Source organism: Citricoccus zhacaiensis (genome assembly GCF_014645315.1).
GTDB lineage: Bacteria > Actinomycetota > Actinomycetes > Actinomycetales > Micrococcaceae > Citricoccus > Citricoccus zhacaiensis.
The window spans coordinates 284,414-301,351 of the sequence record NZ_BMLQ01000002.1 but is presented as its reverse complement, the minus strand read 5'-3'; the positions used below and the strand labels follow the sequence as shown (position 1 = coordinate 301,351).

The following is a 16,938-nucleotide window of genomic DNA, read 5'->3' as shown; positions in this document are numbered from 1 at the left end:
CGGTCTCGGTCACAGTTCCGAGCTGGAGGGGTCCAGCTCGTCGTCCTCTGCCTCGGCGAACTCCACCGGCGGCTCCCGGCGGGCGCGGTTCATCGCCGCCACGGCCTCGACGATGACCCACAGGGCGCAGATCAGGATGATCACGTCCAGCACGAGCAGCAGCCAGTTCTGCGTGCTGAAGAACGTCCCGAGCTGGATGATCAGCGCGTACACGCTGACGATCGCCACGAAGACCAGGGGGATGAGCACCGGCCAGACCGGGCGGCGCAACTGAATGAGCATGACCGCGATGATGGCCAGCGTCAGGGCCGCCAGCAGCTGGTTGGTGGTGCCGAACAGCGGCCAGATGACCATGCCACCCGAACCGTCCGCGCCGGCCCCGAAGGACAGGCCCATGGTGACGGCCAGCACGACCAGCGTGGAGACCCAGATGTTGAGCTTGACGCCCATGATCTCGCCGATCTCCGTGACCACGAACCGCTGCAGGCGCACGCCGGTGTCCATGGTGGTGGCCGCGAAGAGCACCGCCATGGTGGCCAGGATGGTGGCGGACAGTGACGTGGGGATGCCCAGCCCGGCATTGAGGATGCCGCCGCCGGCGTTCACGAAGGCCTCCACGCCGCCGTCATTGAAGGCCGCATAGACCTCTTCCCACTGGGCCACGGTCTGGAATCCTGCGGTGGTGGCGATGATGGTGCCCAGCGCGAGCAGTCCCTCCCCGACGGCTCCGAAGTAGCCCACGAAGCGGGCGTCGGTCTCCTTGTCCAGCTGTTTGGCGCTGGTGCCGGAGGCGACGATCCCGTGGAATCCGGAGATCGCGCCGCAGGCGATGGTCACGAACAGAAGCGGGAAGATTCCCGGAGTCCCCTCCGGGACGTTCTGGTTGACGGCGGGCGCCACCACGGTGGGGGAGGAGATGGCGATGGCCAGGTAGAGGATCCCGAGGCCGATGAACAGCTGCAGGCCGTTGATGTAGTCGCGTGGCTGCAACAGCATCCACACCGGCAACAGGGAGGCCACCCCGGCGTAGAGGAACAGCACGACGATCCAGAACGCGTTTGCACTCAGGCCGAGGATGGTCTCCGGGAGCACGATCGGGAACATGTCGCCCAGGATCATCAGGCCGTAGAGGGCTATCACGCCCACGATCGAGACGATCGGCAGGTTCCACTTCAGCCGGTAGATCGCCTGGCCGATCAGCAGGGCCACCACGATCGCTCCCCAAGTGGGGATCACCGACGTGGGGGTGGAGACGAGCAGGTTGGAGATCACCACGGCGAAGGCCGCGTTGACCATGAGGAGCAGCAGGAAGATGACGATCAGGAACAGATTGCGTCCATGACGCCCGATATACCGGCCGGACAGGGTGCCCACGGACCGCGCCTTGTTGCGGTTCGAGGCCCACATCGCCCCGAGGTCGTGCATGCCCGCGAAGAAGACCGTCCCCAGGGTGACCCACAGGAAGGCCGGGGCCCAGCCCCAGATCACGGCAACGGCGGGTCCGACGATGGGCGCGGCACCGGCGACCGAGGTGAAGTGGTGGCCCCAGAGCACGAACTTGTTGGTGGGAACGTAGTCCACCCCGTCCTCGAAGCGGTGCGCGGGGGTGGTGTACTCCGGGTCCAGCCTGTACACCTTTTTGGAGAGGTACTTCGAGTAGAGGAAATAGCCGAGCAGGATCATGGCGACCCCGACCACGGCGAGCACAAGGGAGTTCATAGTGACCTCATCTGCGGTGTCGGTGCGAATGACATGGTGCGTTGCCGCACATCCTGCCATCAGGACCCACCTGCACGGAACCATCGATACTGCGAACCGGGCTGCCAGACGATGAAGATCGACCTCAAGAAGTCGCTCGACTCGTACCGAGCCCGCGTCGGTGAGTTCCGCCTCCTTCAGGTCCCGGCACTGCGGTACCTCGTGCTGGACGGCCAGGGGGACCCCAACTCCGACCCGAGATACGCCGCCACACTGCAGGCCCTGTACCCGGTGGCCTACACGCTGAAGTTCGCGTCCAAGCAGGAACTCCAGCGTGACTACGTGGTGCCGCCGCTGGAAGGGCTGTGGTGGGCTGGGGACATGGAGGTGTTCACCTCGGCCAGGGACAAGTCGCAGTGGGAGTGGGCCATGATGCTCCTCGTCCCGGACTGGATCGGCGATGAGATGGTGGAGGCGGCGATCGAGGCCGTGCGGATCAAGGGGGCCAAGACCGCCGCCGGCCCGCCGGCGCGTCTCGACGACGTCCGTCTGGCCACCCTTGAGGAGGGCCTCTGCGTGCAGACCCTGCACGTCGGCTCCTTCGACGACGAGGCACCGGTCCTGGAGGAGATGCACCACGGCTTCATCCCCGACAACAGGCTGTACCTGACGGGCACCCACCACGAGGTCTACTTCAGCGATCCCCGCAAGACCGCACCGGAGAAGCTGCGCACCCTACTGCGGCAACCCGTTCTCCAGTCAGCCGTCTGATCCCACCAGGGCCGCGGCCGGCGTCGTGTCTTCCGCACTGTCCCGTCCGCCGGGACGGGCGCCCTTCACGGCGAAGCGCTCTCGGAGCAGCGGCATGACGAGGTGACCGAAACGTGCGGCCTCGTCGGCGTGCGGGTAGCCGGAGAGGCAGAAGCTGGAGCAGCCGGCGTCCACGAACTCGGCGATGGTGTCCGCCACCTGCTCCGGGTTGCCGACGATCGCGATGCCCGCGCCGTGGCGCACCGTCGCGATGCCGCTCCACAGGTGCTCGCCCACCAGATGCCCCTCGGCCTGGGCGAGCTCCTTCATGCGGTCGTTGGCCTTCGATTCGCTCCAGCGCCCCTGGACTGACTCCCGGTGCTCCGCGCTGGCAGCCGAGATCAGGTCCTCGGCGGCGGCCCAGGCCTGTTCCTCGGTCTCGCGGACGATCACCTGCAGGCGCATGCCGAAGTCCAGGGTGCGGCCCTTGGCGGCGGCGCGGGCGGTCATGTCCTGGACGTTCTTCGCGATGTTCGCGGGGGTGTCGCCCCAGAACAGGTGCACGTCGGCATGGCTGGCGCACAGCTCACGAGCCGACTCGGACATCCCGCCGAGGTAGAGCGGCGGATGCGGTGCCTGGACCGGCCGGGGCTGGACGTGGACGCCGCGGGCGGTGAAGTACCGTCCGTCCACATCGAAGGGCTCGTCCCGGGTCCAGGCGTCCTTGAGGATCTCGACCGTCTCCGTCAGCACGTCGTAGCGCTCGTCGTGGTCATAGAACAGCCCGTCCGCGGCCATCTCGGCGGAGTCGCCACCGGTGATGAGGTTGACGCGTAGCCGCCCTCCGGAGAGCTGGTCGAAGGTGGAGAGCATCTTGGCCATGACGGGAGGGGCGATGAACCCGGCCCGGGCGGCCACAAGCATGTCGATCCTCTGCGTCCGCGCCGAGACCATGGCACAGGAGATGTACGCCTCGTAGCACTCGGGCATCACGGGGACGAGGAGGTAGGTGAAGCCGGCGTCCTCGGCGGTCTGCGCGATGTGGGTGAAGAGATCCAGGCTCGGCGGCGTGGAGCTGGTGGGGTCCCCGATCCGCGCCGTGTCTCCCATCGTGGGGATGAACCAGCCGAAGTCGATCTCTGTGCCCATGCCTCGTGCACCCTTCTGTCTGCAATCTGGGGCCCGACGCAGATGTGGCGATCCCGGGCCCGTCCTCCGTGACATCCACGATGGTGGTCCGGCCGGGCGAAGACAAGGGACATCTGAGTGTCATCGGCGTGAACATCTGCCGGGGAGTTCCGGGGAGACACCGGCTACTCCGGGTCCTACTCCGGGTCGGTCACGTCCGCGAGCCTCGCGCCGAGCGCCTCGACCAGCCGGTCGGCGTCGACCGTCACGGCGGCCCCCGGAGCTCCCGCGCCGATGGAGACCTGCACCCCCGAGAGGGCGACGTCGGCGATGACGGGCCAGGCCGTCGTCGCGCCGAAGGGTGTGATGGAACCGCGCGGGTACCCGGTGACCTCCAGGGCCTCGGCCGCGGAGGGCATGGACAGACGGTTCACCCCCAACAGTGCCCGCAGCTTGGGCCAGGAGATGCTGCGGCCGCCCGGCACGAGGACGAACAGGAAGTCGTTCTCGCCGCGGCGCACCACCAGCGACTTGATCAGCCGGCCCGGATCGACCCCGCGCGCCGCAGCCACCTCGGCCAGGGAGGAGACCGGGCCGTGCTGCGTCAGGGTGTACTCCAGGCCGGAATCCATGATGGCCGGCAGGCCCGCAGGCTGGTCGGAATCGGGTTGATCGGATGCGGGCTCGCTGGAGTGGGGCTGGTTGTTCACGGCGCCAGCGTAGCGGTTCGGGACCGGGCGGAGATGCGCCGATGCCGTTGTTCGATGGAACACCACCTGCGCGACGTCGGTGCCTGAGTCAGGCCTGGATCGAGCGGGTCCGTCGGCCGGCGATGAGGGCGTCGAGGCTGAGGCGGCCCGGGCCCACGAGCGCGAAGACCAGGGACGCCAGGCCGATGACGGCCACGAGCTCCCAGCCGTTGCCGGCCACGAAGACCCCGTGCGGGGCGTGCACGAACAGCACGGCGCCGAGCATGGTGAGAGCCGCCAGGATGCCGGCCACGGTGGTGAACAGTCCGAGGATCAGTAGGATGCCGCCGCCGAGTTCCACGATGGAGGCGATCAGGGCCGAGACCGGCGGGGCGGGAACCCCCATCTCCTGGAAGCTCGCCGTGGTGCCCGCGATGCCCCATTCGGTGAACTTCTGCCAGCCGTGGGCTACCAGCACGACGCCGAGGATCACGCGGGTGAGGAGAAGGCCCCAGTCGCGAACGGGGGTGGGCAGGGGCAGCAGGCGGGTATCGGTGGCGGTCGTCATGGACGGCGTCCTCTCAGCATGGATCGGTGCGCGCCGGTTGGCGGCACTGATCCACCCTGACGGATTAATAGTTGAGGCGTCAACTAAAACCGCGTCTACGTGAGAAGACGCATAGTGGGAATACGGCCGCAGTCAGCGGTAAGGCGCGGTCAGCCGTCAGCCCCGGTCGGCCCCTGCCGCGCCCGCTCAGGCGCGGTCGGTGATGGCGGTGGCCCCGGAGTGTTCGGCGCAGTGCGCACAGCAGTACATGATGCCGGAGACCTCGGCGCCGTGCCCGAGGATGCGGCATCCGCAGTGGGCGCACGCCGGTGCCATGGTGTGGATGGCGCATTCGAAGCTGTCGAAGGTGCCCTGGCGTTCGCCCATGGTGATGGTGAACGCCTTGTCGTAGTCGTTGCCGCAGGTGTCGCAGACGGCCATGGTGACCCCTTTCATCGGGTGGAGTCGGGTGGAGGTGTGCGGTCCGTCCAGCGTAGGAGCGCCCGACGCCGGCCGTACAGGTCTCCCGTCCAGCCCACCCGAGTGACGCTCCCGCGGATTCGCCAGGCGCGAAGGAATACTCGGATGTGCTCGGAATGGGTTGGCAGCACTCCACCATTCCGACAGGGTGGGGGTATGGCTACTTACACCACGACGAATCCGACCACCGGAGCGATCGAACGAGAGTTCCCGAAGCTGGACGAGGCCGAGGTGCAGGACGTGCTGCACCGCTCTGACGCCGCCTTCCCCGGCTGGCGCTCGACCGCGGTCCGGGAGCGTGCCGAGATCCTGACCAGGGTGGCCGACGCCTACGCGGACCGCAAGGAGGAGCTGGGCCGGCTCATCGCCACCGAGATGGGCAAGCCGCTGCGCGAGGCCATCGGTGAGGCCGAGCTGGCCGGTGAGATCTACCGCTGGTACGCCGAGCACGGGCCGGACCTGCTGGAGCCGGAGGCACTGGACCCGCAGGGTGCCGAGGAATCGCTGGTCACCACGGAACCGGTCGGGCCGCTCGTCGGCGTGATGCCGTGGAACTATCCCTACTACCAGGTGGCCCGGTTCGCCGCGCCGAACCTGATGGCGGGCAACACGGTCATCCTGAAGCATGCCGAGATCTGTGCCGCCTCCGCCCAGGTCATGGAGGAGATCCTCCATGCTGCCGGCGTGCCCGAGGACGTGTACATCAACGTCTTCGCCGGTCACGAGCAGGTCGCCACCATGATCGCCGACCCCCGCGTCCACGGGGTGTCCCTGACGGGCAGCGAGCGGGCCGGCGTCGCCGTGGCGGAGACGGCCGGGAAGAACCTCAAGAAGGCCGTGCTGGAGCTCGGTGGATCGGATGCCTTCATTCTGCTGGAGGATGCCGACGTCGAGCGGGTGGCCCGCACTGCCGCCAAGGCCCGGCTGTCCAATGCCGGGCAGGCATGCAACTCTCCCAAGCGGATGATCGTGCTGAACTCCCAGCTCGAGGACTTCGTGGCCACCGTGACCTCGGTCTTCTCCGAGGCGACCATCGGCGACCCCCTGGAGAAGGGGGTCCGGGTGGGCCCGCTGTCCTCGGTGAAGGCGCGGGACACCGTGGTGGAGCAGGTCAAGCGGGCCGTGGAGCAGGGTGCCACCCTGCACACCGGCGGTGAGGCCCTCGAGGGTGACGGTGCCTTCATGCGTCCGGCGGTGCTGACCGGGATCACCCCGGAGATGGACGCCTACTCCGAGGAGATCTTCGGCCCGGTGGCCATGGTCTACGGCGTCGACTCGGAGGAGGAGGCCGTCCAGTTGGCCAATGACGTGGGCTTCGGACTCAGCGGATCGGTGTGGGGCAACGACGTCGGCCGGGCCCAGGCGGTCGCCGATCGGCTGGCTGTGGGCATGGCCTACGTCAACGAGCACGGCACCACCCTGCCCGGGCTGCCCTTCGGTGGTGTGAAGCGCTCCGGCTTCGGCCGCGAGCTCGGGCGCTGGGGCGTGGGCGAGTTCGTCAACACCCGGCTGCGCCGGACCGCGCGGTCCTGACGCCGGGCCAACTCACGTCAGGGCCACAGCACGCCGCGGAGGAGGTGGAGGCTGCCGGACGGGCTCACCGGCGCCGATGGCGCACGGCGCGTGCGGACATGACGCCCGCCCCCAGGTCGCGGACCCGGTCCTGCAGTCCCCGGTCCGCAGTGGCCACCACCACCGTGCGCCCGGGGTCGGCGGCGAACAGACGCCCGACGACGGCCACCACCTCGTCGTCGCCCTCGCCCGGGGCGTCGATCACCTGGACCCCCTCCACGGACTCGAGGCCGCGGGCCTTGCTCTCGGCGACCAGGACGATCGCGGGACGGACCCGCGGTGTCTCGGGGCCGGCGTCGGGCACCTCGAGGCCGTCCCGGGCCAGGACGGCGAGGTGGTCCCGGAGCCGGGAGGTGGCACCCAACCGGTCTCTCCACCAGCCGTCTGGGACGGAGCCGACCACGTTGGCGGCGTCCACGACGAGCGTCAGGGTGGTCTCCATGCGGCCATTCTTCCGTGCCGGAGCCGGGCGGCGTGGGTAGGCTCGGTGCTATCCCCACCAACGTCAGGAGCGTCATGAGTTTTCTCGATCCATCCGTCTGGGACGGCAAGATCTACACCGACGGCTGGACCGAGGGTTCGGCCGGCACGGTAGATGTGGTGGAGCCGGCCACCGGAGCGGTCCTGGGCCGGGCCGGGATGGCCTCGGGCGAGGACGTGTTCGCCGCCGCCACCCGCGCCGCGAAGGCCCAGAAGGCCTGGGCCGCCACCAAGCCCGAGGAGCGGGCCGCGGTGCTGCGCCGGGCAGGTCAGGTCTTCGAGGACCACGTCCAAGAACTCAACACGTGGATCCAGCGCGAGACCGGAGCAATCGGGGGCAAGGCCGCGATGGAGACCCACGTGGCCGCCAACGAGTGCTTCGACTCCGCCGGGCTGCCGCACCACCCGGCCGGAGAGGTGCTCACCTCGGACGAGGCGCACTGGTCCTTCGCCCGCCGGGTGCCGGCCGGCGTGGTGGGCGTGATCTCCCCGTTCAACTTCCCGCTGATCCTCTCCATCCGCTCGGTGGCCCCCGCGCTCGCGCTGGGTAACGCCGTGATCCTCAAGCCGGACCCGCGCACCCCCGTCTCCGGAGGGGTGATGATCATGCGCGCCTTCGAGGAGGCCGGGCTGCCGGCGGGAGTGCTGCAGTTGCTGACCGGCGGGGCGGATGCCGGCGCCGCGCTGTCCGAGGCCCCGGAGATCCGCGTGGTGTCCTTCACCGGCTCCACGGCGGCCGGCCGGAAGGTCGGGGAGGCCTGCGGCCGCAACCTGAAGCGAGCCCACCTGGAACTGGGCGGCAACAATGCCCTCGTGGTGCTGCCGGGGGCTGATGTGGCTGCGGCCGCCTCCGCCGGGGCCTTCGGGGCATTCATGCACCAGGGGCAGGTCTGCATGACCAGTGGCCGGCACCTCGTGCACGAGTCGATCAAGGACGAATACGTGGCGGCTCTCAAGGAGAAGGCCGAGCACCTGCCGGTGGGTGACCCCACCGGGGACGTGGCGCTCGGGCCGATCATCGACCAGAAGCAGCGGGACAATGTCGACCGGATCGTACGCGGCGCCAAGGACGCCGGGGCCAGCATTGAGGCCGGCGGCACCTACGAGAACCTGTTCTACGCCCCCACGGTGCTCTCCGGCGTGGACGCGGCGAATCCGGCATGGGCGGAGGAGATCTTCGGGCCCGTGGCTCCGGTGATGTCCTTCTCCAGCATCGAGGAGGCCGCAGAGGTCATCAACGCCAACGAGTACGGCCTCTCCCTCGGCATCCTCGGGGATGTGGGCCAGGCGATGAAGCTCGCCGACCTGGTGGATGCCGGCAAGGTCCACATCAACGAGCAGACCGTGGCGGACGAGTCCAACGCGCCGATGGGCGGGATGAAGGCCTCCGGCAACGGGGCGCGATTCGGCGGTTACACCGCGAACATCGAGGCCTTCACCGAGGTCCAGTGGCTCACCATGCGCCCGGAGATTGCGCCCTACCCGTTCTAAGCCCGCACTGGCGCAGGCGGCCCTACACGAACAGTGTGGGGCCGCTGCCGTGGACGCGGTCGTGCAGGTTCTCCATCCGTCGGTCCAGGTCGTCGGCGGCCTGCGCCGCCTCCTGCAGTTCATCCGCGACGTCGGCCGGCACCTCGCCGTCGTACTTGTACTTGATCTTGTGGTCCAGTGAGGCCCAGAAGTCCATGGCGATGGTGCGGAACTGGATCTCCACCGGGATCAGGATGACCCCGGTGGAGAGGTAGACGGGCACGCGGACGGTGGCGTGCAGGGAGGAGTAGCCGTTGGCCTTGGGCTGGGCGATGTAGTCCTTCACCGAGATCACCTCCACGTCCTGGCGCTCGGTGAACAGGTCGAAGACGCGGTACACGTCCCGGCGGAAGCTGCAGGTCACCCGGGTCCCGGCGATGTCCAGGATCTCCCGCCGCCAGACGTCCAGGTCCATGGGCAGCTCGCGCCGGTTGGCCTTGGCCACGAGGGAGTCCAGGGTCTTCAGGCGGGTGGAGACGTGCTCGATGGGGTTGTAGTCGTGCAGGTGCAGGAACTCGTCCTGCAGGATGTGCATCTTCGTCTCCACCTCGCGCAGCGCGAACTCATACTCGAGGCTGAGTTGCCGGAAGTCGGCGCCGATGGTGGTCAGCCGCCGCGCGAGGTCCGGCGGCATGGTGCTCAGGTCCATCCCGGTCCCGGCGCCGAGCCGTTCCAGGTCGGTGGAGGGCGCCGTCGGTCCGGGGGAGTCATCCATGTTCTCCAGTCTCGCGGATCCGCCTGTCACGAATCCGTGCCTCAGCTGGGTGCCGGCTGGACACCCGCTGGTTCTGCAGCGGATGTGATCACCGCAGATCTGGAGGGGACGCGGCGGACCGGGGCGGCCTACCGTGGGGGCACGCGCGCAGATCCCCTGCCTGCCCGGTCTGCCCCTTCCGAAGGATTGCCATGACCACCACCGACCTCTCCCACTACGATCCGGCCCCGGCCACTCCGCCCGTCGTCGACCAGGCGACGTGGCAGGCCGAACTCGACGCCCTGCGCCGCCGCGAGAAGGCCGCCACCCGTGAACTCGACGCCATCGCCGCCCAGCGCCGCCGGATGCCCATGGTGAAGATGCCCGACTACACGCTCGAGGGCGCCTTCGGCCCCGTCCGGCTGGTGGACCTCTTCGACGGCAAGCACCAGCTGATCGTCTACAGCCACATGTGGCATGACGGCGCCGAGTACCAGTGCGGCGGCTGCACCTTCTTCTCCTCACAGTTCCCCCGCCTGGAGTTCCTGGAGAACTACGACGCGCGCTTCGTCATCGTCACCCAGGGAACCATCGACGAGGCGCTCGCCTACCGCAGTCGGGTCGGGGACCGGATGAGCTGGTACTCCACCGCGAACAGCACCTTCGGGGCAGACGTGGGCGCCCCGCCGCACGCCGGATACGCCTTCAACGTGTTCCTGCGTGACGGCGAGGACGTCTACCGGACCTGGCACACCGACGGCCGCGGCCTCGAGACGGTGTCCCACGTCTTCGGACTGATGGACGTCCTGCCCTACGGCCGCCGGGAGTCCTGGCAGCAGTCTCCGGAGGGATGGCCGGGCGGGGAGGCATGCCACGGCTGGCCCGAGCCCCAGGACGTGGCCGGTTGGTACGGAAACTCCGCAGGCGCCTAAGACGCGTCGAGGACGCAGAACTCGTTTCCGGACGGGTCGGACCACGTTGACCACGGCCACTCCGGGTTGTCGACGAGCAGCCGCGCTCCCGCCGCCTGGAGCCGGTCGGTCACGGCGCCGTCGTCGGGCCCGGGCCTGACGTCCACGTGGAGCCGGTTCTTCCCACGCTTCGGACCGGATTCACGGAGGAACTCCAGGACGGGACCGGTGCCGGAGGGGTGGCGCAACGAGGCCGGTGCCTCCCCCTCCACCCGGACCCATTCGGTGGCCACCGCCCAGAAGTCGGCGTCCCGCTCGGGATCGGCACTCTCCAGGGCCAGGGCGGCGATCGTGCCGCTGTCACGGTACGCCGGCCGCTCATCCATGACGCAGAAGGCGTTGCCCTCCGGGTCCGCCAGCACCACCCAGGGGACGTCTCTCTGACCGATGTCCGCTGGTGTGGCGCCGAGGCCGAGCAGTCGTTCGACGACGTCCTGTTGCCGCTGTCCGTTCCCGCCGGTCAGGTCCGGGTGCAGCCGGGACTTCGCCGGCGAGGGGTCCGTGACGCGCTCGAAGCAGAGGTCGAGGAAGCGGCCGCCTGCCAGGGGCAACCGGACCTCCACGCCGGCCTCATTGTCCGTGAGGGGCTCCGCTCCCAGGGCGGCCGCCCAGAAGTCCGCCAACCGGCGCGGGTCACGGGCATCGAAGTTCAGGTTCTCCAGGCGCATCCCTCCGGTCTACCAAGGCTCTCGTCGGCACGGCAAGGGTCAGGCAACAGGACGGAGGCCTGCTCACGGTGTCGTGGCGAGTGCCGGGCAGCGAACTCTGGAACCGGGGACCGAGCGGGGCTTAACCTCGGCTCGGGCGAGCACGTCCGAAGTGCATCATCACGTGCACCATGCCGCCCGGATCAGAGGATTGCACGATGAAATACATGCTGATCATGCGGGCCACCGACGCTGCGGTGGAGGCTGCCAAGAGTATGCCGATGGAGGAGATGCTCAACCAGATGGGTGCCTACAACGAGGAACTGATGGGTGCCGGAGTGATGGTCGGCGGCGAGGGACTGGCCTACCCGGAGGACCGGGCGAACTTCGTGCTCGACTTCGCCCAGGACCCGCCGACCGTCTCGGATGCCCCCTATGGCGAGACCGAGGCCCTGTTCAACGGGTTCTGGATGCTCGAGGTCCCCACCCGGGAGGATGCGGTCAAGTGGGCCAGCAAGTGCCCATTGGGGCCGGGGTCCAAGCTGGAGGTTCGGCGCGTGCAGACGGAGGAGGACTTCGCCGACTTCGCGGACAACGAGTACATCCAGAAGGAGTCGGGCTGGCGCGAAGAATTGAACCGACCGGCAGGCGGGAACCCGTAGGCACCCGAGGAGACCCATGGCGGAATTCACAGACCGGTACGACGCCGGCCGGCAGCTGGCCGACCACCTCGCCTCCCGCGGGTGGCCGCCGAACCGGAGCGTCGGTGGAACCCGGGCGCCGGAGGTGAGCGCCGGCGTCGGGCCCTCCTCCGGAACCACCGTGGTGCTCGGCCTGCCACGCGGCGGCGTACCGGTGGCCGAGGTGGTCGCCCGGGAACTGGGCGCGCCCCTGGACGTCATCATGGTGCGCAAGCTCGGGGTGCCCGCCCACCCGGAACTCGCGATGGGGGCCATCGGCGAGCAGGGCGCCCGGGTGCTGGATGCCTCAATCGTGCGGCACTTCGCCGTCACGGAGGACCAGATCGCCGAGGTGGAACAGCGCGAGCAGGGGACCCTGCAGCGCCGCGGGGCGCTGTTCCGGGCGGGCAGGGCACCGCTGGACCTCCACGGCGCCGCGGCCGTGATCGTGGATGACGGTATGGCCACCGGCGCCACGGCCCGGGTGGCCTGCACCGTGGCCCGCCACCTCGGTGCCGTGCACGTGGTGCTGGCCGTGCCGGTCGCCGCGCGGGACACGGTCAGCCGGATTCAGGAGGAGGGAGTGGCCGACGAGGTGGTCGTGGTGGCCACGCCCCGGTTCTTCCGGTCGGTCGGCGAGCACTACGCGGACTTCACCGCCGTGGAGGATGAGCACGTGGTGGCGATCCTTCAGCGGTCCTGATCCGCGAAGAACCTCAGCAGCTCCGGTTCGAGTTCACCCGCGGCTTGCATGGGCAGCGAATGGGTGGTGTCCGGCCAGACTTTCACCGTGGAATCGGGCAGTGACTCTGCCCGCTCCACCGCGGCCTGACCACCGGCCAGGGAATCGCGTGAGGCCAGGGCCACGTAGGCCGGCATATCGAGCCGTTCCAGCTGGTCATCGGTCAGGGGCGAGGGTTGCGGGAGGGCCGCCTGATAGTGGGCGGTGGCCGCGGTGATCATGCGGGTCATCGGGTCGCCGCGATCCTCTTCCGAGTCGATCTCCGCGCCGCCGATGCGCTCCAGGGCTGCCTCGCGCCAGGCCTCCGGCAGGCCCGGCAGTGAGGCGACCACGCTCCACCACAGCATCTCCGGTGAGGGGTTGGCCAGCGTGAAGACCGGGTCCAGAAGCGTGAGCGTGACGGTGCGGTCCGGGTACTGGTGCGCATAGGCAGAGGCCACGGCGCCGCCGAACGAATGGCCCACCAGGTGGACGCCCTCCGGGGCGAGCGCGGACACCACGTCGTCGACCGGGCGAGCCTGGTCCGCGAATTCCTCGAAGGGGACCGCCTGCTCGGACAGGCCAGAGTCACCGAGGGCGTCGAAGGCCAGCACCCGGCGTTCCCCCGCGAGGTTCTCGAGGTTGTCCATCCACATGGGCACGCCGGAGGCCCGGCCGGGCACCAGCAGGATGGGGGTCTTGCCGCGGTTCTGGTCCGTGGCCCACTCGTAGACGCGGATCGTGCCGTGGCTGGTGCGGAGGTCATGGGTGTCCGTGGGCTCCGGCAACCGATCCATGGAGTCCCGGTAGGCCGACAGGTAGTCGCTGCGACCCTCGGCACTGCGGAAGTGGCCGACGCCGGGAGGGCCGGCAAAGAAGGTCCAGGTGGCGACCAGCCCGATCCCCGCCAAGACCACGAGCAGGCCGGTGCCCAGCCACCGGAGGATCCGGCGCCCGCGACCGGGGTGCCGGGGCCGGCGTCGTGCGGTTGAGGGGGTGGCGGTGCTGCTGGCGGAGTCGGCGGAACGGGTAGGTGGAACGGAATCACCGTCCGACGGTGCGCGTTGGCGCTTTACCAATATGCCCATACTGCAATGGTGATGCAAGTTGTCCGTACTGTAAAGTGGCGGCATGCCGAGGATCGTCGACCATGAGCAACGCCGCGGGGAGATCGTCCTGGCCTTGTGGGAGGTCATCCACGAACGCGGGATCGACGGGGTGTCCTTCCGTGCGGTGGCAGAGGCCGCCGGGGTGTCCATCGGCCGGGTGCAGCACTATTTCACGAGCAAGGACGAACTGGTGGTGTTCGGTTGCCGTGCCATGGTGTCTGCGGCCGAGCAGGACCATGGCCCGGATCCATCCCCCCGGGAGGCCACGCTGGCCCGCGACGCGTTGGCGGACTTCCTCTGCGCCCCCCTCCCGCGCACCGAGGGATTGCGGGTCGGCTCCTCGGTGTGGGCAACCTATCTCGCCAAGTCCGTGTCCCATCCGGGCATCGCCGCGGTGGTGGCGGAGGCCATGCAGGGCCGCGTAGAGGCCACGGCCACACTGCTCGCCGCGGCCCGAGGAACGCAGGAGGTGCAGGAAGCGCGGGGCGATGAACAACCGGTCCCCGAGGTGGAGGTGGCACCAGAGACGGCGAGGGTGCGGTCCACCGCCCTGGCTTTGGTCTCACTGTCCGAGGGCCTCAACACCCGGGTACTGGCCGGTGCCCTGGCGGCGGATGAGGCCGACGCCCTGATCCGGGACGCGGTGGACCGCGCGGTCCATACGGACTGATCTGGCGAGTGCGGGAATCCGGCAGGATCGGAGACGCGCAGGCCAGGCTGCGCCCCTAGCGTGGGAGGACCAACCGAAACGGGAGGACCCATGCGGATCGTCATCACCCAGAACACCACCCTGGACGGCAGGGTCGAGATGTTGGACGACTGGTTCGACCCGGCCGACCAGGACGAGGAGATGGCCGCGGAGGTGATGCGGCAGACCGAGCGGGAGGAGGTGCTGCTGCTCGGGCGGCAGACCTTCGAGGACTTCCGCGGCTACTGGCCGCAGCAGACCGAGGACACCACCGGCGTGGCCGCCAGCCTGGACGCGGCGGACAAGCGCGTGGTCTCCTCCACCCTCACCGAGCCCGGCTGGGCCAACACCACGATCATCTCCGGTGACCCGTTGGAGGCCGTGCGCGCGCTGCGGGAGGAACCGGGGAAGGATGTCATCATCACCGGCAGCATCCAGTTGTGCCACGCCCTGATCAGCGCCGGACTGGTGGACCTGTACCGGATGTTCGTCTACCCGTACTGGCAGGGCCGGGGCCGGTCCTTCTTCCCGGACGGACACCCCGGGACGGGCCTGCACCGGGTGGAGGCCCGGGTCTTCTCCGGCGGGGTGACCTACGCGGCCTACGTGCCGCTCGCGGGCCTCGGCTCCGAGCAGGACGACTGAGCTGACTGAGACGACTGAAGGACTCGGAATGGGACAGCTGATCTACTCCGCCATCGGATCCCTGGACGGCTACATCGCCGACCCGGACGGCGACTTCTCCTGGGCCGAACCGGACGAAGAGGTCCACCAGTACGCCAACGACATGCTGCTCGGCGTGGACCTGCACCTCTATGGCCGGACCACCTATGACCTGATGACCGTGTGGGAGACGGACCCGGACTTCGCCTCGGCGTCGCGCGTCTACGCCGAGTTCGCCCAGCGGTGGATGGACGCGGACAAGGTGGTCTACTCCACCACGCTCGGCGAGGTGTCCACCCGGCGCACCCGGCTGGAGCGCGCCTTCGAGCCGGACGCCGTGCGTGAGCTGAAGGATTCCACCGGCGGCGGGATCATGATCGGCGGACCAACCCTGGCCGCGGCAGCCCTGCGCGCCGGCCTCGTGGATGTGGTGGACCAGGTCCTGCTGCCCATCGTGATCGGCGGCGGGCTCCCCGTCTTTCCCGACGGCGTCCGGCTGGGTCTCGAACTCGAGGCTGAGCGCCGCTTCGCCTGCGGTGCGGTGGCGGTGCGGCACCGGGTGGTGACAGTCCGGGACTGAGGAGCCGGCCGTTACAGCAGGTTGACGAGCAGCACGAAGGTCAGGGTGCCCAGGCCGATGCTCAGCAGGGTCCGCCGGCCGAAAAGCAGGTGCACCGCGATGGTGACTGCGGCCGCGAGGGCCGCGTGCGTCGCCGTCGTCCAGTTGATCCCGGCGTCACCGGTGAAGGTGCCGGTCCAGGTGGAGGCCGCCAGGATGCCGAGGATCCCCACCGGCATCCACAACCCGAGGGCCAGCACCAGCCTCGACTCGCGCAGGGGTTTGAGGACGGCGAAGGGCACGGCCCGCAGCGCCACCGTGATGGCGCCGGCGATCACGAGGGCGGCAATGACGTAGCCGAGGTCAGGCAACGGTGGTCTCCTTCTCAGGCTGGCCGCGCTGCCGGGAGAGCGCGTACCGCACGGCCAGGGCCACCACGAACAGCATCATCGCCACGAACAGTGACTGCTCCGGCAGGAGGAGGTGGGCGGCCGCGAAGCACGCCAGCGCCATGACGAGGGAGGGGACCTGACTCCGTGTCCGGCAGGCGTCCAGGGTCAGGGTGATGAACAGGGCCACGAGGGCGAACTCGAGGCCCTCGATCGGACCGGGAAGGGCCGAGGCGAACAGCACTCCGGCCAGCCCGCCGAACACCCAGTAGCACTGGAAGGCGAGCTGGGTCGCGAGCAGCCGCGGGGCCGTCCAGCCTCGAGGATTGACGGCCGTGATGGCGTAGGACTCATCCGTGAGGGCATAGACGGAGTACGCCTTCGCCACCGGATTCCGCACCACGTGCAGCGGGAAGGTGAAGGCGTAGAACACGTGCCGGAAGTTCACCAGCAGGGTGGTCAGGGCGATCGTGGCCAGCGGGGTGGCCGCGGCGATCAGCCCCACCAGCAGCAGCTCCACCGAACCGGCGTAGACCGCGATGGACAGGGCTGGGGCCATCCACCACGGCAGTCCGTACTGGATCACCAGGATGCCGAAGGCCACGCCCAGCGGGAACATTCCGAGTCCGGCGGGCAGGGACAACCGGATGCCGAAGGCGATCTCGGCGCGGCGGCCGCGCGGTTCCTCGATCGCCTGACTGGTCATGGATCCATGATCCCCCGTTGCTGGTGCACTCTGGTGGTGCGTGACATCTGGGCCGGCACGGAGGTGTCTGGCGGGCGTCCAGGCAGGGTCGACGGGCACGGGGCTGACGAGGATAATCACGCCCGGAAGGAGGCGGTGCCCGTGGCGTGGTGTGAACCGCCCCGAACAAGGCCACGGCGAAATCGCGCACGGCGGGCCCCCGAGAGGAACCGCGAGGTGCCGGCTCACAGACTGGAG

The 16,938-nt window shown here is 69.2% G+C and carries 20 protein-coding genes; 9 read left to right on the top strand and 11 right to left on the bottom strand.

All coding sequences use genetic code 11. From position 1 onward, the window contains the following. Positions 1 to 9 precede the first annotated feature (9 nt). Positions 10 to 1,719 carry a carbon starvation CstA family protein gene (locus IEX49_RS04795; RefSeq protein WP_188804715.1) on the bottom strand — a complete coding sequence of 570 codons (1,710 nt, stop codon included), beginning with the start codon at positions 1,717 to 1,719 and terminating at the stop codon, positions 10 to 12. 111 nt (positions 1,720 to 1,830) lie between these two features. On the opposite strand from IEX49_RS04795, the gene IEX49_RS04790 reads away from it, so the two are divergent. Continuing rightward, complete coding sequence (locus tag IEX49_RS04790; RefSeq protein WP_188804714.1) at positions 1,831 to 2,469, top strand: GyrI-like domain-containing protein; 639 nt, start codon at positions 1,831 to 1,833, stop codon at positions 2,467 to 2,469. On the opposite strand, the gene IEX49_RS04785 is transcribed toward IEX49_RS04790, so the two are convergent. The 4 genes from IEX49_RS04785 to IEX49_RS04770 form a co-directional block, all read right to left on the bottom strand. Further along, on the bottom strand, positions 2,458 to 3,597 hold the full coding sequence (locus IEX49_RS04785) for an LLM class flavin-dependent oxidoreductase (RefSeq protein ID WP_188804712.1): 1,140 nt from the start codon (positions 3,595 to 3,597) through the stop codon (positions 2,458 to 2,460). The two genes, IEX49_RS04790 and IEX49_RS04785, sit on opposite strands and share 12 nt — an antisense overlap. 176 nt (positions 3,598 to 3,773) lie before the next feature. Further along, a complete protein-coding gene (locus IEX49_RS04780) occupies positions 3,774 to 4,208 on the bottom strand; it encodes an aminoacyl-tRNA deacylase (RefSeq protein WP_188805060.1) in 435 nt (144 codons plus the stop codon). Positions 4,209 to 4,374: 166 nt separating this feature from the next. Next, the gene (locus IEX49_RS04775; protein ID WP_188804710.1) at positions 4,375 to 4,833 is read right to left on the bottom strand and encodes a DoxX family protein; all 459 of its coding nucleotides are present in this window, start codon (positions 4,831 to 4,833) and stop codon (positions 4,375 to 4,377) included. Between the two features lie 186 nt (positions 4,834 to 5,019). Continuing rightward, positions 5,020 to 5,268 carry a metallothionein gene (locus IEX49_RS04770; protein WP_308421911.1) on the bottom strand — a complete coding sequence of 83 codons (249 nt, stop codon included), beginning with the start codon at positions 5,266 to 5,268 and terminating at the stop codon, positions 5,020 to 5,022. Between the two features lie 180 nt (positions 5,269 to 5,448). Here IEX49_RS04770 and IEX49_RS04765 point away from each other — a divergent pair, with 180 nt between their 5' ends. After that, complete coding sequence (locus IEX49_RS04765) at positions 5,449 to 6,825, top strand: NAD-dependent succinate-semialdehyde dehydrogenase (protein WP_188804706.1); 1,377 nt, start codon at positions 5,449 to 5,451, stop codon at positions 6,823 to 6,825. 64 nt (positions 6,826 to 6,889) lie between these two features. Here IEX49_RS04765 and IEX49_RS04760 read toward each other — a convergent pair whose 3' ends face one another. Then, the gene (locus tag IEX49_RS04760; protein WP_188804704.1) at positions 6,890 to 7,306 is read right to left on the bottom strand and encodes an NTP pyrophosphohydrolase; all 417 of its coding nucleotides are present in this window, start codon (positions 7,304 to 7,306) and stop codon (positions 6,890 to 6,892) included. Between the two features lie 74 nt (positions 7,307 to 7,380). On the opposite strand from IEX49_RS04760, the gene IEX49_RS04755 reads away from it, so the two are divergent. After that, on the top strand, positions 7,381 to 8,835 hold the full coding sequence (locus IEX49_RS04755; protein WP_188804702.1) for an aldehyde dehydrogenase family protein: 1,455 nt from the start codon (positions 7,381 to 7,383) through the stop codon (positions 8,833 to 8,835). A gap of 22 nt (positions 8,836 to 8,857) precedes the next feature. Here IEX49_RS04755 and IEX49_RS04750 read toward each other — a convergent pair whose 3' ends face one another. Continuing rightward, entirely contained in the window at positions 8,858 to 9,589 is a 732-nt protein-coding gene (locus tag IEX49_RS04750) for a GTP pyrophosphokinase (protein WP_308421910.1), read from the bottom strand. A gap of 191 nt (positions 9,590 to 9,780) precedes the next feature. Here IEX49_RS04750 and IEX49_RS04745 point away from each other — a divergent pair, with 191 nt between their 5' ends. Next, on the top strand, positions 9,781 to 10,500 hold the full coding sequence (locus IEX49_RS04745; RefSeq protein WP_188804700.1) for a DUF899 family protein: 720 nt from the start codon (positions 9,781 to 9,783) through the stop codon (positions 10,498 to 10,500). Here IEX49_RS04745 and IEX49_RS04740 read toward each other — a convergent pair. After that, on the bottom strand, positions 10,497 to 11,207 hold the full coding sequence (locus IEX49_RS04740) for a VOC family protein (RefSeq protein WP_188804698.1): 711 nt from the start codon (positions 11,205 to 11,207) through the stop codon (positions 10,497 to 10,499). The genes IEX49_RS04745 and IEX49_RS04740 overlap by 4 nt on opposite strands. 197 nt (positions 11,208 to 11,404) lie before the next feature. Here IEX49_RS04740 and IEX49_RS04735 point away from each other — a divergent pair, with 197 nt between their 5' ends. Beyond that, positions 11,405 to 11,848, top strand: coding sequence for a YciI family protein (locus IEX49_RS04735; RefSeq protein ID WP_188804696.1), 444 nt, complete (start codon positions 11,405 to 11,407; stop codon positions 11,846 to 11,848). 16 nt (positions 11,849 to 11,864) lie between these two features. Continuing rightward, a complete protein-coding gene (locus IEX49_RS04730; RefSeq protein WP_188804694.1) occupies positions 11,865 to 12,569 on the top strand; it encodes a phosphoribosyltransferase in 705 nt (234 codons plus the stop codon). Here the strand turns inward: IEX49_RS04730 and IEX49_RS04725 are convergent. Beyond that, complete coding sequence (locus IEX49_RS04725) at positions 12,557 to 13,675, bottom strand: alpha/beta fold hydrolase (protein WP_188804692.1); 1,119 nt, start codon at positions 13,673 to 13,675, stop codon at positions 12,557 to 12,559. The two genes, IEX49_RS04730 and IEX49_RS04725, sit on opposite strands and share 13 nt — an antisense overlap. A gap of 43 nt (positions 13,676 to 13,718) precedes the next feature. On the opposite strand from IEX49_RS04725, the gene IEX49_RS04720 reads away from it, so the two are divergent. From IEX49_RS04720 to IEX49_RS04710, 3 genes are all read left to right on the top strand, one after another. Beyond that, positions 13,719 to 14,366, top strand: a complete 648-nt coding sequence (locus IEX49_RS04720; protein WP_188804690.1) for a TetR/AcrR family transcriptional regulator — start codon at positions 13,719 to 13,721, stop codon at positions 14,364 to 14,366. 90 nt (positions 14,367 to 14,456) lie between these two features. Next, a complete protein-coding gene (locus IEX49_RS04715; RefSeq protein WP_188804688.1) occupies positions 14,457 to 15,029 on the top strand; it encodes a dihydrofolate reductase family protein in 573 nt (190 codons plus the stop codon). 28 nt (positions 15,030 to 15,057) lie between these two features. Continuing rightward, a complete protein-coding gene (locus IEX49_RS04710) occupies positions 15,058 to 15,627 on the top strand; it encodes a dihydrofolate reductase family protein (protein WP_188804686.1) in 570 nt (189 codons plus the stop codon). Positions 15,628 to 15,638: 11 nt separating this feature from the next. On the opposite strand, the gene IEX49_RS04705 is transcribed toward IEX49_RS04710, so the two are convergent. After that, a complete protein-coding gene (locus IEX49_RS04705; protein ID WP_188804684.1) occupies positions 15,639 to 15,977 on the bottom strand; it encodes an AzlD domain-containing protein in 339 nt (112 codons plus the stop codon). Then, complete coding sequence (locus tag IEX49_RS04700) at positions 15,970 to 16,701, bottom strand: AzlC family ABC transporter permease (RefSeq protein WP_188804682.1); 732 nt, start codon at positions 16,699 to 16,701, stop codon at positions 15,970 to 15,972. The genes IEX49_RS04705 and IEX49_RS04700 overlap by 8 nt, the downstream gene beginning before the upstream one ends. Between the last annotated feature and the right edge of the window lie 237 nt (positions 16,702 to 16,938).